This is a genomic window from Acinetobacter sp. Ac_5812 (assembly GCF_013072695.1).
In the GTDB taxonomy this organism is placed as follows: Bacteria; Pseudomonadota; Gammaproteobacteria; order Pseudomonadales; family Moraxellaceae; genus Acinetobacter.
This window is the reverse complement of record NZ_LXUK01000022.1, coordinates 152218-166026: the sequence shown is the minus strand read 5'-3', so window position 1 is coordinate 166026 and position 13809 is coordinate 152218. Positions and strand designations below refer to the sequence as shown.

Sequence of the window (13809 nt, the reverse complement as noted above, 5' to 3'; positions counted from 1 at the left end):
GATGACACTCATCATTACCAATGCATGTATCAATTGCGATATGTGTTTGCCTGAATGTCCTAATCAAGCGATTAATGAAGGTGCAAAAGTCTATGAAATTGATCCACAACGTTGCACTGAATGCATCGGTTTCTACACAGCACCCACCTGTCTCGCTGTCTGTCCCATCGATTGTATTCAGCCTGACCCAGCGTGGGTTGAATCTCCTGATCAACTGCTGATTAAATTCCATAACCTGAATCTATTCAAGCATTAAAGACTTGATTACAGATAGGCACAAACCCGTTAAAAGCATGGAAAAGTGCCTATCCTATCCTCAACGCAAAACAACTCATCATGATTTGCCCTTTTAAGCTCAGTACTGGCATCAAACTTGCTATTTAGTATTACGTTTTATTCAATTAGTATTACTACGGGTGTGCACCTATGCATCATTCAGTACTGTCAAAAAGGAAAAAGCTTTATTTGGGTTTGGGGTCTTTTCTAATTCCCATTCTGATCTGGAGCTGTGTCAGTTACTTACCTTTTATCTGGCATCCACAAGTTCAAATTATCAATGCAGGCTCAGCCACTTATCTACAGGCAGGCACCCGAATAGATAAGCAGGCTTATTATGCAGAGGCACAAGATGCCGTCAATCAAGGCAAAACACCGCCTACAGGTATTCTGGTCAATCCCATTTATTTGCCTGCACCGCATCAAGTGGCGAAGGCCTTATTTACCTCTTTTACCACACCTCCTCAACAGGCCGACGCGCCGTGGTTGCATCAAAGTCTATGGCACAGTATCAAGATTGTATTTACAGCGTTTTTTATCTCTTCATTGATCGGTGTGCCATTGGGCATCCTGTGTGGCTTTTCCAATACCATTTCCAAGCTGACTGAACCCTTTGTCGAGTTCTTTCGCTACCTGCCAGCACCTGCCTTTGGGGCATTAGCAGTGGCGATTTTAGGCATTAATGATGCCCCGAAAATTGCCATTATTGTGATTGGTACCTTATTTCAGCAAATTCTGATCATTGCCAATACCACTCGAATGGTTGATCGCGGTTTGGTTGAAGCAGGTTATACGCTGGGAACCAATAAGCTCAAAAGTCTGTTTCATGTGGTGATTCCTGCTGCATTACCCGATATATATCGTGATCAACGTGTGTTGCTCGGTTGGGCATGGACCTATCTGATTGTGTCGGAACTGATCGGTGCCACCTCAGGAATTACCTGGTTCATTACTCAACAAGCGCGTTATCAGAACTTTGACAATGTTTATGCCGCCATCCTGATTATCGGGGTGATTGGACTGTTGTGTGATTTGATTTTAATGAAACTCGGCAGCACACTGTTTAAATGGAAAAAAGGAGTATAAATATGACGGATAATTTTGATGCCAAAGCCTATTTTGAGCATATTTATGCGCGTCCCGTGATGTTGGAAACCAAGCAACTGACGCAAATTTTTCAGCATGGCCCATCTGAACGAATCGTGCTGAACCAAATTGATTTGCGTATTCATAAACGTGAGTTTGTCTGTGTGATTGGTCCTTCCGGCTGTGGAAAATCAACCTTAAGTCGTGTGATTGCAGGTCTAGATGACTACCACAGTGGTGAGGTTCTGGTTGAGGGGCAAAAGATTAAAGGCCCGAGTTCAGAACGTGGCATGGTGTTTCAAGGCTATACCTTATTTCCATGGAAAACCGTCAAAGAAAATGTGATGTTTGGCCCTTTGATGAAAGGTATCAGTCAAACCCGTGCCGAAGAAATGGCACGTGAGTGGATTAATATTATTGGCTTAGAAAAATATGAAAATCAGTTCCCACATGAACTTTCTGGTGGGATGAAACAGCGTGTCGCCATTGCCCGTGCCTTGGTCAATGAACCCAAAATTTTACTCATGGATGAACCTTTTGGTGCACTCGATCCCTATACCCGACAAAAGATGCAAAAGCATTTGATGGACTTGTGGCAAAACATTGATATCACCATATTATTTGTCACGCATGATATGGATGAAGCCATTTTATTGGCAGATCGTATTGTGGCCTTAAAAGCCAATCCGGGCGAGATCAAAGAGATTATCGAGGTCAATCTACCACGCCCACGAAGCATGGAACTGATGCATTCGCCTGAATTTAAACAATTACGGCAGCGGGTTGATCTGTTGGTACATCACCAAGAGGAACAACTCGACCCTGCACTACAAGATTTACCTAAAATTCCACGTATGACCCAAATGAGTACACAGAAATAAAATAGCGTTTGGGACGACCCAATCTGCTTCATTTATTGCTGGACGACCAGCCAATGGTGGATCTCATGAACCATGATTATGTGTTGCCCTTAATTGATATTTCACCCCTCAACAGTGAGCGTTTAGAAGATCGCAAACAGGTGGTCAAGCAACTTGATCAAGCCTGTAAGGAGGTTGGCTTCTTATACATTCAAGGAGAACAATTTCAGCCCGAACTGTTCGATCAGTTAAAACATGTCGCACAGCACTATTTTAGCCAAGACCAAGCCACTAAAATGCAACATTATATTGGTCTTTCCGAAAATCATAGTGGTTATGTGCCAATCGGTGAGGAACAATTCAAAGCCAATGTCTATGATCTAAAAGAATCCTATGACATCAATTATGACTATCTCGGTGAGCAGCATCGTCGCCCTTTAATCGGACCAACACTATGGCCTGAAGATGCCCACTTTAAACACACCGTCTTAAATTATTATCAACATATCAAAGCCATCGGTAATCAGCTATTTAAAGCTTTTGCTTTGGCACTTGAGCTGAATGAAGACTTTTTTGAACCGCATTTAAAGCATGCGCCGAGCCAATTAAGACTGATTCATTATCCTTACAATCCTGAGGCACAAGATCAATCAGGCATTGGTGCACATACCGACTATGAATGTTTTACCCTGTTATTTCCAACGGCGGAAGGTTTACAGGTACTGAATAAACAAGGTGAATGGATCGATATTCCCTTAATTGAAAACACCATGGTAATGAATATTGGCGATATGATGGAGATCTTATCTAATGGTCGTTATCTGGCAACCAAACATCGTGTTCGACGGGTGCAGCAAGAACGTTACTCTTTTCCGCTGTTCTTCTCCTGTGATTATGACTATCTGATTCAGCCACTGATTCCCAATGAAGCACCGTTATACCCGCCTATGAAAGGCGGTGAGCATCTATTCAATCAGACCGCTCAAACTTTTATGTACCTCAAGCAACGCATTCAATCAGGCGAGCTGGTACTTGAAAATGCCCGTCCGCTGTACTCCTTTGGTTTAAATGAACAAGGAGCAGGTGAATGAATCTAATCAACTTACTCGCGCAACTTGAGCCAACGCCAATTGATGATCACTTGCCCTTACCCCGCTATTTACTGGGATGTTTTAGACGTAAAAGTATCAGCTTCTTTAATGGTATGACCGATGAAAAAACCATTGTGTACTGGTTTCAGTCCAAATCTTTCAGCATTGACCTCCGACTGATCGATGCCAATCAAACTGCAGTACATGAGCGACAAGGATGGATTGGCGATACCTTATGGGATTCAGAGCGTGAATTACTCTCTTGGCAGGTGCATCAAAACTATCAGAATCATATTCAATGGCCTGAACCCGCCAAGCTTTACCCGATCGGTAACAGTATTTTAGAGTTTTCACCTTCCCATGCCTATGTCGAAGATTGGCGGCAACAGGCTCAACAGGGTTTATTTTTAGGTTTACGCCTCTTTCAGATGCAACATGTGGCAACACAGCAGATGATAGCTATGGATGGTGGCTTGATAATCAGCGATCAGCACATGGCTTATGCACAATCACGTCTTCCACAACAACAAAAGCAACTGAAAAATGGCCCACTTGATCATTCTAAAAATGATCTAAAAACAATTGAAAGCTATGAAGTCTCAGTTGCTTTAAATGGTTCTTCTATTGGTTTTAGTACAATCAGTAGTCGTTTACAGCAATCAATTTCACTCGATGATTTTGAAATTGAGAACGCCAATACCCTGACCCAACTGAAACAGATTGAAGGTGAGCTGTATCGACTTTATTTTCACTTAGATATCTATCAACCTGATTTTGTATTTCATACTACAACCGCAACCACCACGGATACACAACAATGGCTGGCTGCTGAACAAAAGCATTTATTTAAAAATGCCACGCGAATTTACTAATCCTGTTTCTATCTGATTGACTCTAAAAAGAACTATCAATTCTTTAAAAAGATTGTCCTTAAAGTTTTAAAATCCAGAAATAAAAAAATCGTTCTCATAGAACGATTTTTTTATACTAGAAAGTATCTATTTCAACTCACCCACCAAAGCCGGATAAATCAAGCCGTCTACATCCACTGCAGTTTTATAAATGCCATTACTGACATTGAATTGATTGACGTGATAGGTCGAACCATAAATCGAATCAAAGCCTGTTCCCTTCTGGAACACTTTCTTATTCGCTGTGATATCCAGTAAATGTGTCCCCTCAATAAATTGCTCATATTGTTGAGGATCAACACCAACACGATTAGCCATGATTTTTACCGCATCAGCGTGGGTTGCAGGGTCTTGGATGTATTTCACCGTTTTATCCCACACTTGGATCAGCTTTTTCCAGTCCTCTTGATGCGCCGATAAATGAGTTGGATTCACCGCAAGCGTATCGTAAATCAAACCTGGCTTATCTTTGGAACTATAAATAATCTTGGAACCCGCCACTGCTTTTAACGCTTGATTGGCAACGGGTTGCCATACTGCAATCGCAGCAATATCCTGACTGCCAAACACTTGAGGAAGTTCATTGGTTACTGAATTGACCAGTTTAATATCTGAGAATGGAATCTTGGCATCGGTCAAAGCCGTCGATAATAACAGGTGATCGACCAAGCCCTTTTCTGTTGCTATGGATTTGCCTTTTAAATCCTGGATGCTGTTGATGCCATTCTTGGCAATAATCACATCATTACCCGCAGAATAATCGGTCACCATAATGATCATGCCCTTGCTTCCACCCGAGGCATTGACTAAATTATCTCCATTGGTAATAAACACCGCATCCAGTTGATTGGCGGCAAAAGCAGAAATTGAGGCTGAATAATCAAACCATTTAAAGTCAACATTCAACCCTGCATCTTTTAACCAACCTTTTTCAATCGCTACTTGCCAAGCCACCCAACCAGGCCAATCACTATAGCCAATCGTAATAGGCGTGGTTGTCGGTACCTCTTTGGCCTCGGTCGCTTTTTCTGCTGTTGGCACTTTTGCGGAATTATCACACGCGCTAAGGCTCAGTCCCAACAGCACTGAAACGGATAAAGTTGCTATTGCTTGCTTCATAATCACCCCATATCTTTTTGAAAATCTCACCCAGAGCACATCTAAATCACGTGTTGAGCGACACTACCGATGCCGCTGCGTCCTAATCGTTTTGCTGTAAGGGTGGCATCACGGCATCCATCAGTTCCAGATGCCCTTTAATCACCCCTTTTAAAGCAGTAAATTGCTGACTAATCTGTTTAAGATCATTACTACCCCCTTGTAACAGCATGACTTCCAATATTTTTTGTTGATCCAATTGAATATGTAATGAACTGATCACCTGTTCTAAAAATTTTTGTTGTAAGTCTAAGAGTTGCATACGCAACGGCATACAACTAGCGTCATACAACAAGGTCAATGTGCCCACCATGACTGCATTTTGCTGTGCCTGTTCAGCAATTAGATGCTTGTTAATCATATCGACAATTGCCTGAGAGCGACTTTCATAATGCTCTTCGACAATGGTTTGATCTAAAGCCTCAACCGTTTTTTCAGGGACGGTAATACTGATTCGAGTCAGTTTAGGACGTGCATTCATCATGATCAGACTATTGTTTAGAAACTTGGTTTTGCTTTACATACAGACCTGCTCGGACCGTAAGTAAATTGGCAAAACAGCGCGCTGCAACTTTGAAATACTGAATTAGGATTGATTGCGTTTTCATAACCACCTCAGCCTTAGTAATACCAAATTTATAATTCGTAATATTTAATGCAGTATCTATGCCAATTTTTTAGCCAAATAAAGTAGAAAACCCGTGTGAATTGCTGAATAAATGCACACAAAAAAAGCCCGATGTTTCATCATAGGGCCTTTTCTGCATCATGGATTTTGATTGCTATACAGCGGGTGCTAGCGTAAACAATGCCTGTCCTGTTTTTACCGTTTGCGCTTTATCAATCAAGATACTATCGACTTTCATTTTTGCAGGCGCAAGGATTGGAATTTCAATTTTCATTGCTTCAATCACCGCCAAGGTTTCACCTTCTTCGATAATATCGCCTACGGTACATTCAATTTTCCAGACCGAACCCGGCATATGTGACTCCACGATCATGCCACCGCTCGGAACAATTATTTCTGAATCATCCAATACTGCATCCAAACTTTCGGAAACATATTCAGCCAAGCCTGCTTCATGCCAGCGACGGCGTTCCGCTTCAAAATTACTTTGTTGAACCTGTTTAAAAGCCTGAATACTGCTTTCATTGTCTTTTAGAAAAGCATTGTAGTCTTTGAGATTCAGCACCCCTTCTTCGATCCGCAGTTGCAAACGCCCTGCTTTAAAGTCTTCCCGCATTTCCAACAGCTCAGATTCGGACACTTCATAGAAACGGATTTGGTCAAAGAATCTGAGCAACCACGGTTTGTGCGCTTCAAAATTCGGATTTTGACGATAACGACTCCACACTTGTGTGGTACGTCCTACAAACTGATAGCCACCCGGCCCTTCCATGCCATAAACACACATATAAGCCCCGCCAATTCCGACCGCATTTTCTGGTGTCCATGTTCGAGCAGGATTATATTTGGTGGTGACTAGGCGATGTCTCGGGTCTAGCGGTGTGGCAACAGGTGCACCCAGATAGACATCTCCCAAGCCCATTACCAAATACGCGGTGTCATAGACTACGTCTTTGACTGCTTGCTTAGATGCAAGACCATTAATACGGCGAATGAACTCGATATTATCTGGACACCACGGTGCATCTGGACGAACCAATTGGGTATATTTTTCGGTGGCAAGTTGGGTTTGTGAATCTTCCCAAGCCAGTGGTAAATACACAGTTCTAGACGGTACCTGCATATTTTCAATATCGGGTAATTCACTTTCAGCCACCTGTAACAAGCGAAGTAAATCCAGTTGCTCTAGAACCATTGAATCATAATGAATCTGCAATGAACGAATGCCTGGGGTCAAATCAATGATGCCCTGAATATTTTGTTGTTGTACCCATTGCATTAAGGCATGAATACGAAAACGTAAATTGAGATCTAAGACCAGTTCACCATATTCAACCAACAAATATTGGTTACCTGCGGGGCGATAGCTCACTTTGGGTTTGTCGGCACCCTGATCCAAAGTCGCCAACACGGCATTTTTTAAAGTGATAGGCTCTGCTTTGAATATAGGTTCAAAATTAATCTGTGATGCCGTTTCATTCTGTAAGGCCGATTGATAACGCTGTTCTAACTGTTGCGCCTGTACATAACTGACAGGGATAAATCTCACTTTATCACCTGCTTTGAGTTGACCTAATTTCCATAACTCTGAGTTGATCACCACCGCAGGGCAAACGAAGCCGCCTAAACTCGGGCCATCAGGCCCCAAGATAATTGGCATATCCCCAGTGAAATCAATGGCACCAATCGCATAGGCATTGTCATGAATATTCGATGGGTGTAAACCCGCTTCGCCGCCATCAATCCGTGCCCATTCAGGTTTCGGGCCAATCAAGCGAATACCGGTACGACTCGAGTTAAAGTGAATCTCCCAGTCTTGATCAAAAAACATGGCAACATCATTCGGCGTAAAGAAATCAGGTGCGCCATGCGGACCATACATGACCGCGATTTCCCATTCGGTTTTAAAACTTGGGATTTGCTCAGGTTTTAATGCAACTGTTTGCTCGTTTTTCGCCCCCGTGATTGGCAACATATCACCCATCAGTAAGTTACGCCCTGCATGACCACCAAATTGCCCTAAGGTAAACGTGGCTAAACTGCCCAAATACGCAGGCAGATTAAATCCATGTTTAATCCCAATATAACTACGGCAACCCGTACTGATACGACCGCATTTTAACACCTGACCTTTACGCACATTAATGGTTGACCACATCGCGACTGGCTGACCATCCAGACTGACCTCCATCTCACCACCTGTGATGGCAATCTGACTATCACAATGAAACTTTAAAGTCGGTCCAAGCAAGGTACATTCTAGTCCCGAACTGTTAAATGCATTGCCCAACAATTGATTGGCAACATTCAAGCTCAATGCATCCATCGCACCTGAAGGCGGAACACCCACATCCCAATACCCTAAGCGACCTGTTACATCCTGCACTGCAGTTTGAATCCCCGCCTGTAACACTTCTATTTTTTGGGTTTTCCATTCAAACTGATTCAAGAAACGGGTGGTTTGTGTGCCTTGCCCAAATACCTCACCCGCAATAATTTCCTGTAAGTATTCGAGATTGGTTTCAATCCCTGCAATCTCTGTATTACTTAGGCTATTTTGCATAGCAACGATGGCCTGCTCTCGATCCGTTGCCGTCACAATAATTTTTGCAATCATCGGGTCATAGAATGAGGAAACATTTGAGCCAGTTTCGACCCAAGTTTCCACCCGTGATTGAGGGTCAAATTTGACACTGGTCAATAAGCCCGCGCTGGGTTGAAAGTTCTTAATCGGATCTTCAGCATATAAACGCACTTGAATCGAATGACCTTTGGGTGGCGCAATCTGTTGCGGTGCTTGCCAGTCTCCACTGGCCAAGCTCACCATCCATTCCACCAGATCAACGTCATACACCTGTTCCGTCACCCCATGTTCCACTTGCAAGCGTGTATTCACTTCCAGAAAGTAAAACTGTTGGGTATCGGTATCCATCACAAATTCAACCGTACCCGCGGAACGATACTGCACCGACTGCATCAATTGAATAGCAACCTGTTGAATATACGTGCGTTGCGTATCATTCAAATGTGGTGCGGGTGTTTCCTCAATCACTTTTTGATTACGGCGTTGTACCGAACAATCGCGCTCACCAAGTGCAATGACATGACCTTGACCATCGCCAAAAATTTGCACCTCAATGTGACGGGCATTTTCGACAAACTTTTCCAGATACAGTCCTGCATCTTTAAAGTTCGCTTGCGCCAGATAGGAAACGGTTTGATAGGCTTCTTTTAATTCCTGTTCATTCCAGACCAGACGCATACCAATACCACCACCGCCTGCGGTGCTTTTCAGCATCACGGGATAGCCAATCTGATCGGCCTGAAGCAATGCATCATCCAAGTCGATAAGCAACTGACTGCCCGGTAGCAAGGGTACATGGTTCTGAATCGCCAATGCTCGTGCGGTATGTTTTAGACCAAAATCACGCATTTGCTGTGAGGTCGGACCAATAAAGGCTATACCGTGTTGCTCGCACAGATCACAAAATGCGGCATTTTCCGATAAAAAACCATAACCCGGATGAATCGCTTCCGCCCCAGTGTGCTGTGCTGCGGCAAGGATTTTTTCAATATTTAAATAGCTTTGTTGTGCAGCTGAATCGCCGATAAAAATCGCTTCATCGGCTAAACTGACATGCAAGGAGTCCCGATCCGCTTCGGAATAGACCGCAACCGATTGAATCCCAAGTTTTTTTAAGCTACGAATGACACGACAGGCAATCGCCCCACGATTGGCAATCAGTACTTTTTTAAACATTATGCCACCTCACGCGTCACGTATAACAAGTTGAATTTTGGTCGGGTTATAGGCATTGCAAGGATTATTCAATTGCGGACAATTTGAAATCAGAACGATCAAATCCATTTCCGCTTTGATCTCGACATATTTACCCGCTGCCGAAACGCCATCTTCAAACTTTAAATGGCCGTCTGCAGTCACGGGTACATTCATAAAAAAGTTAATATTGGGCCCAATATGACGGACATTGAGCTGATGCTTTTTGGCAATTGGATGTTGTGCCAAGGCGTACATAAAATTATTACGGCAACTATGCATCGGATATTTATCGTGTGCATAACGGACGGTATTGCTTTCGCATGAACATGCGCCACCTAAGGTGTCATGTCTGCCACAATTGTCATCGACAATCCGAGCAATTGGACGGGCAAAATTACTAAATAAGGTTGTGCCTTTTTCCAGATAAAGCTGCTGATTTTGCGCCAAGGTATCGGTTGCGCTATAACGTTCTTCGGCATTATTGGCACTGATAAATAAGGTATCAACGGCTTGGTTTCCTTCCAGATCAATAATGCGGAAATACTGACCTTGCTTCACCTCACCCATCCATGCTTCACCTGCAAGACAAATCTGGTCTAAAACAATCTGTTCAATCTTTGCTGATGCTGTCATTTTCTCGTCCCCCATCTTAATTCGACAATGCGTAATAGCGTGTGTTATTGGCAAAACCACGCTGATTTTGCGCGCATGAATCCCGACAAACATCTTGTTCAGTTAAGGCATTGGCTTTGAATAGACGAAGTTGGATATCGGCGGGTTGATACTGTGTAGATAAATCGAGTGGATGTGGTGCCGCAGAAAGAAAAACCAGACAATCCATTTCAAAGCGCAGTTCAATCTTTTGCTGTTGATTGTCGTCTGTGACATAACTTAACCGACCATGATCATCGGGCTGGACTTTTGAAAATAAATTTACCGTCGCACTCAAATCCACTTGACCTAGACCAAACTTGTTCAATTCCACCAATAAACTATCTAGACCATTTTGATGCATATCATTACGCGCATCCTGAAAGTTTTTTTTGCCAAAATTTTGTGCAATATGCTGTGCGGTACTTGGACCGCAAAACACATCATTCCAGCCATGCTCATCTTGAACAATGGAGGCCATCACACGGCCAAGATCAGAGTACAAAACATGCCCTGTCGAGAGAAAAGCCGTATGCTGTGCTTTTAGACTATCGGGCATATTAAAACGCTCAAGTTTGTCATCAGCATTGACACAGAACAAAGACACATTGGCCTGCTGCCCCAGCGCTTCAAGCTGTAAAACTGCCCCTCGTTGAATGCGACCCGACCAATGATGCCCACCAGGCAATGTTTCTTGCCACAGTATTTTATTGTCGTGATAGAACGATTGATTCATAACAAACCTCTTGCGGATGCTTAACCTCGTTATGGCAATATGCCTGACCTCCCGGGCTTTTATCCCTCCGTGTAGTTCTATCGAACCGTTCTCTCTCGGACCAGTCATGCCTCCATACAGAGACATCGGAACCCTAGACAACTTTATCTATGTTGTTATGAAGCAAAAGACATGCCAGATTGGTAATACGATTTTTCATATTCGTAATACCAAAAGGATCATTTTTAGCTTGTTCAGAGTGCATTTTTTAAAATATAAGCACCAACTTGATGCTATTGAATAGAAATGATTGATCTTTTTTAGTTTTCTTTACCCATAAAAAAAGCGCCTTACGGCGCTTTTTTTAACTATACAAATTAGTTTGCATAGACTGGGAATTTTGCACAAACAGCTTCAACTTTTGCTTTTACGTCAGCAATCACTTTTTCATCACCTTTGCTGTCGATCACGTCAGCGATCCAACCTGCAAGTTCACGTACTTCAGCTTCACCGAAACCACGAGTCGTCACTGCTGGCGTACCAATACGGATACCAGAAGTCACAAACGGAGAACGTGGATCATTTGGAACCGCATTTTTGTTTACAGTGATGTGCGCTGAACCTAACCAAGCATCAACTTCTTTACCCGTTACGTCTTGTTTGATCAAAGACAATAAGAATAAATGGTTTTCTGTACCACCAGAAACAACATCATAACCACGTGCAATCAATACTTCAGCCATTGCTTGTGCGTTTTTCACAACTTGTTGTTGGTAAGTTTTAAACTCATCAGACATTGCTTCTTTGAAGCAGATTGCTTTAGCGGCAATTGCATGCATCAAAGGACCACCTTGGTTGCCTGGGAATACAGCTGATTGAAGTTTCTTTTCGATTTCTTCATTTGCTTTCGCAAGAATTAAACCAGAACGTGGACCACGAAGTGTTTTATGCGTCGTAGTTGTAGTTACGTCTGCAATTTGCACTGGGTTAGGATATACACCCGCAGCAACTAAACCAGCAACATGCGCCATATCAACAAAAAGGTATGCACCTACTTTGTCTGCGATGTCACGGAAACGCTGCCAATCAACGATTTGACTGTATGCAGAGAAACCAGCAACGATCATGCGTGGCTTGTGTTCCAATGCTAAACGTTCTACTTCTTCATAATCAATTTCGCCAGTTTCAGTATTTAAACCATACTGAACAGCGTTATATGTTTTACCAGAAAAGCTGACTTTAGCACCGTGAGTCAAGTGACCACCGTGAGCCAAGCTCATACCAAGAACGGTATCACCTGGGTTAAGAAGCGCTAGGTAAACCGCAGAGTTTGCTTGTGAACCCGCATGTGGTTGAACGTTTGCATAGTCTGCACCAAACAACTCTTTTGCACGATCAATTGCAAGTTGTTCAATCACGTCCACATATTCACAACCGCCATAGTAGCGTTTGCCAGGATAGCCTTCTGCATATTTATTCGTAAGTTTTGATCCTTGTGCTTCCATTACAGCTGGTGAGCAATAGTTTTCAGATGCGATTAACTCGATATGTGCTTCTTGGCGTACGCCTTCAGAAGCAATCGCTTGAGCTAATTCTGGATCAAATTCAGCAATAGAGATATTGGCAAACATTAGCGGAGGGTCCTATGAATTAGGGCTTTTAAGCCGTGCTAAAGATTGGTGCATATTGTAGCACGAAGTTTATGGTTTCACAGATTGATATTTATTTAATTATTCGTGAAATTTACTCATCTTACTTGTTATGCTAACAACTCAAATAAAAAAGGATATCTAAATGGGATTAATAGATAAATTTTGGCCGAATAAGAATCATATAACCCTGAAAGAATCTACCAATCAATTACTAGAAGTTCCAGAAAATTGGGATTTTTATATGTGTGATATAGATGGGCAACCTGCAAGTTATTTTCTTAATCTCGCTTTAACGAGAATTGCACCGATATCAGATAGATCAACCTTACTCTGGGTTGAGATACAGATGAACCATTCAAGAGAAGATGGCCTATCTTCCAGTGAGGAATTTGATCATCTGATCGAATTAGAGGATCAAATCATCCCAGCGCTTACCACCAGACTCCCAGCTCTCTATGTCGGCCGTTTGACTCATAATCACTTGAGATATTTTTACTTTTATTGCAAAGATGGAATAAATGTACACCCTATTATTCATAAAATCATGCAATCTTATCCACGCTATAGTTGTCATTTTGGCCAAAAAGCTGACTCTGATTGGTCAACCTATTTCGATTATATGTATCCAACTGAAGAAATCATGCAATCCATTTCGAATAGATCTGTCATTGAAGAACTTTTAAATCATGGAGATAATCTTGAAGTTGAACGTCCTATAGATCACTGGATTTACTTCCAAAATGACACAGACCGAACTGTTTTTGCAAAAGCAATTCTATCTTTAGGCTTTGAAATTATTCAGCAAGGTCAAGTTGAAGGAAGTGAAAACTTTCATTATCAACTACAAATTTCCAGAAAAGACTCTGTGAACCAACAATCTATTGATGCATGTACTACACAGCTAAATAAATTGGCTCAACAATTTAATGCTAAATATGATGGTTGGGAAACACAGATCATTAGAAATTAAATAAACAACCCAACTTACATTGTAAAAAAT

Annotated in this window: 12 protein-coding genes and 1 riboswitch; of the genes, 6 read left to right on the top strand and 6 right to left on the bottom strand. The window is 42.3% G+C overall.

The features are described 5' to 3' along the window. The first annotated feature begins 1 nt into the window (after position 1). The 5 genes from A7P55_RS14140 to A7P55_RS14120 all read left to right on the top strand — a co-directional run bounded on the left by A7P55_RS14140 (position 2) and on the right by A7P55_RS14120 (position 4185). Entirely contained in the window at positions 2 to 256 is a 255-nt protein-coding gene (locus tag A7P55_RS14140) for a YfhL family 4Fe-4S dicluster ferredoxin (RefSeq protein WP_171552579.1), read from the top strand. A 170-nt stretch (positions 257 to 426) separates the two neighbouring features. Then, on the top strand, positions 427 to 1362 hold the full coding sequence (locus A7P55_RS14135) for an ABC transporter permease (protein ID WP_171552578.1): 936 nt from the start codon (positions 427 to 429) through the stop codon (positions 1360 to 1362). 2 nt (positions 1363 to 1364) lie between these two features. Continuing rightward, positions 1365 to 2243 carry an ABC transporter ATP-binding protein gene (locus A7P55_RS14130; protein WP_171552577.1) on the top strand — a complete coding sequence of 293 codons (879 nt, stop codon included), beginning with the start codon at positions 1365 to 1367 and terminating at the stop codon, positions 2241 to 2243. Positions 2244 to 2296: 53 nt separating this feature from the next. Beyond that, the gene (locus A7P55_RS14125) at positions 2297 to 3313 is read left to right on the top strand and encodes an isopenicillin N synthase family oxygenase (RefSeq protein ID WP_171552576.1); all 1017 of its coding nucleotides are present in this window, start codon (positions 2297 to 2299) and stop codon (positions 3311 to 3313) included. Further along, on the top strand, positions 3310 to 4185 hold the full coding sequence (locus A7P55_RS14120) for a hypothetical protein (RefSeq protein ID WP_171552575.1): 876 nt from the start codon (positions 3310 to 3312) through the stop codon (positions 4183 to 4185). Before A7P55_RS14125 ends, A7P55_RS14120 begins: the two co-directional genes overlap by 4 nt. 126 nt (positions 4186 to 4311) lie before the next feature. Here A7P55_RS14120 and A7P55_RS14115 read toward each other — a convergent pair whose 3' ends face one another. The 6 genes from A7P55_RS14115 to glyA all read right to left on the bottom strand — a co-directional run bounded on the left by A7P55_RS14115 (position 4312) and on the right by glyA (position 12788). Beyond that, the gene (locus tag A7P55_RS14115) at positions 4312 to 5346 is read right to left on the bottom strand and encodes an ABC transporter substrate-binding protein (protein ID WP_171553249.1); all 1035 of its coding nucleotides are present in this window, start codon (positions 5344 to 5346) and stop codon (positions 4312 to 4314) included. Between the two features lie 79 nt (positions 5347 to 5425). Then, complete coding sequence (locus A7P55_RS14110) at positions 5426 to 5863, bottom strand: ribbon-helix-helix protein, CopG family (protein WP_005187690.1); 438 nt, start codon at positions 5861 to 5863, stop codon at positions 5426 to 5428. Between the two features lie 301 nt (positions 5864 to 6164). After that, on the bottom strand, positions 6165 to 9770 hold the full coding sequence (uca, locus tag A7P55_RS14105; protein WP_171552574.1) for an urea carboxylase: 3606 nt from the start codon (positions 9768 to 9770) through the stop codon (positions 6165 to 6167). A 9-nt stretch (positions 9771 to 9779) separates the two neighbouring features. Continuing rightward, positions 9780 to 10424, bottom strand: a complete 645-nt coding sequence (locus A7P55_RS14100; protein WP_005274703.1) for an urea amidolyase associated protein UAAP2 — start codon at positions 10422 to 10424, stop codon at positions 9780 to 9782. A gap of 16 nt (positions 10425 to 10440) precedes the next feature. Beyond that, positions 10441 to 11178 (bottom strand): urea amidolyase associated protein UAAP1, encoded by a 738-nt coding sequence (locus tag A7P55_RS14095; RefSeq protein WP_171552573.1) that lies wholly within the window; start codon positions 11176 to 11178, stop codon positions 10441 to 10443. Between the two features lie 46 nt (positions 11179 to 11224). Continuing rightward, a riboswitch (guanidine-I (ykkC/yxkD leader) is annotated at positions 11225 to 11326 on the bottom strand. A gap of 208 nt (positions 11327 to 11534) precedes the next feature. Next, a complete protein-coding gene (glyA, locus tag A7P55_RS14090) occupies positions 11535 to 12788 on the bottom strand; it encodes a serine hydroxymethyltransferase (protein ID WP_005313196.1) in 1254 nt (417 codons plus the stop codon). A gap of 163 nt (positions 12789 to 12951) precedes the next feature. On the opposite strand from glyA, the gene A7P55_RS14085 reads away from it, so the two are divergent. Continuing rightward, positions 12952 to 13779 carry a DUF695 domain-containing protein gene (locus A7P55_RS14085; protein WP_171552572.1) on the top strand — a complete coding sequence of 276 codons (828 nt, stop codon included), beginning with the start codon at positions 12952 to 12954 and terminating at the stop codon, positions 13777 to 13779. The last annotated feature ends 30 nt before the right edge of the window (positions 13780 to 13809 follow it).

What these genes read in the sequence shown, in the direction of transcription:
- A7P55_RS14140 (WP_171552579.1), top strand. Translation starts at nt 2, where the DNA reads ATGACACTCATCATTACCAATGCATGTATCAATTGCGATATGTGTTTG.
- A7P55_RS14135 (WP_171552578.1), top strand. Translation starts at nt 427, where the DNA reads ATGCATCATTCAGTACTGTCAAAAAGGAAAAAGCTTTATTTGGGTTTG.
- A7P55_RS14130 (WP_171552577.1), top strand. Translation starts at nt 1,365, where the DNA reads ATGACGGATAATTTTGATGCCAAAGCCTATTTTGAGCATATTTATGCG.
- A7P55_RS14125 (WP_171552576.1), top strand. Translation starts at nt 2,297, where the DNA reads ATGGTGGATCTCATGAACCATGATTATGTGTTGCCCTTAATTGATATT.
- A7P55_RS14120 (WP_171552575.1), top strand. Translation starts at nt 3,310, where the DNA reads ATGAATCTAATCAACTTACTCGCGCAACTTGAGCCAACGCCAATTGAT.
- A7P55_RS14110 (WP_005187690.1), bottom strand. Translation starts at nt 5,863, where the DNA reads ATGAATGCACGTCCTAAACTGACTCGAATCAGTATTACCGTCCCTGAA.
- uca (WP_171552574.1), bottom strand. Translation starts at nt 9,770, where the DNA reads ATGTTTAAAAAAGTACTGATTGCCAATCGTGGGGCGATTGCCTGTCGT.
- A7P55_RS14100 (WP_005274703.1), bottom strand. Translation starts at nt 10,424, where the DNA reads ATGACAGCATCAGCAAAGATTGAACAGATTGTTTTAGACCAGATTTGT.
- A7P55_RS14095 (WP_171552573.1), bottom strand. Translation starts at nt 11,178, where the DNA reads ATGAATCAATCGTTCTATCACGACAATAAAATACTGTGGCAAGAAACA.
- glyA (WP_005313196.1), bottom strand. Translation starts at nt 12,788, where the DNA reads ATGTTTGCCAATATCTCTATTGCTGAATTTGATCCAGAATTAGCTCAA.
- A7P55_RS14085 (WP_171552572.1), top strand. Translation starts at nt 12,952, where the DNA reads ATGGGATTAATAGATAAATTTTGGCCGAATAAGAATCATATAACCCTG.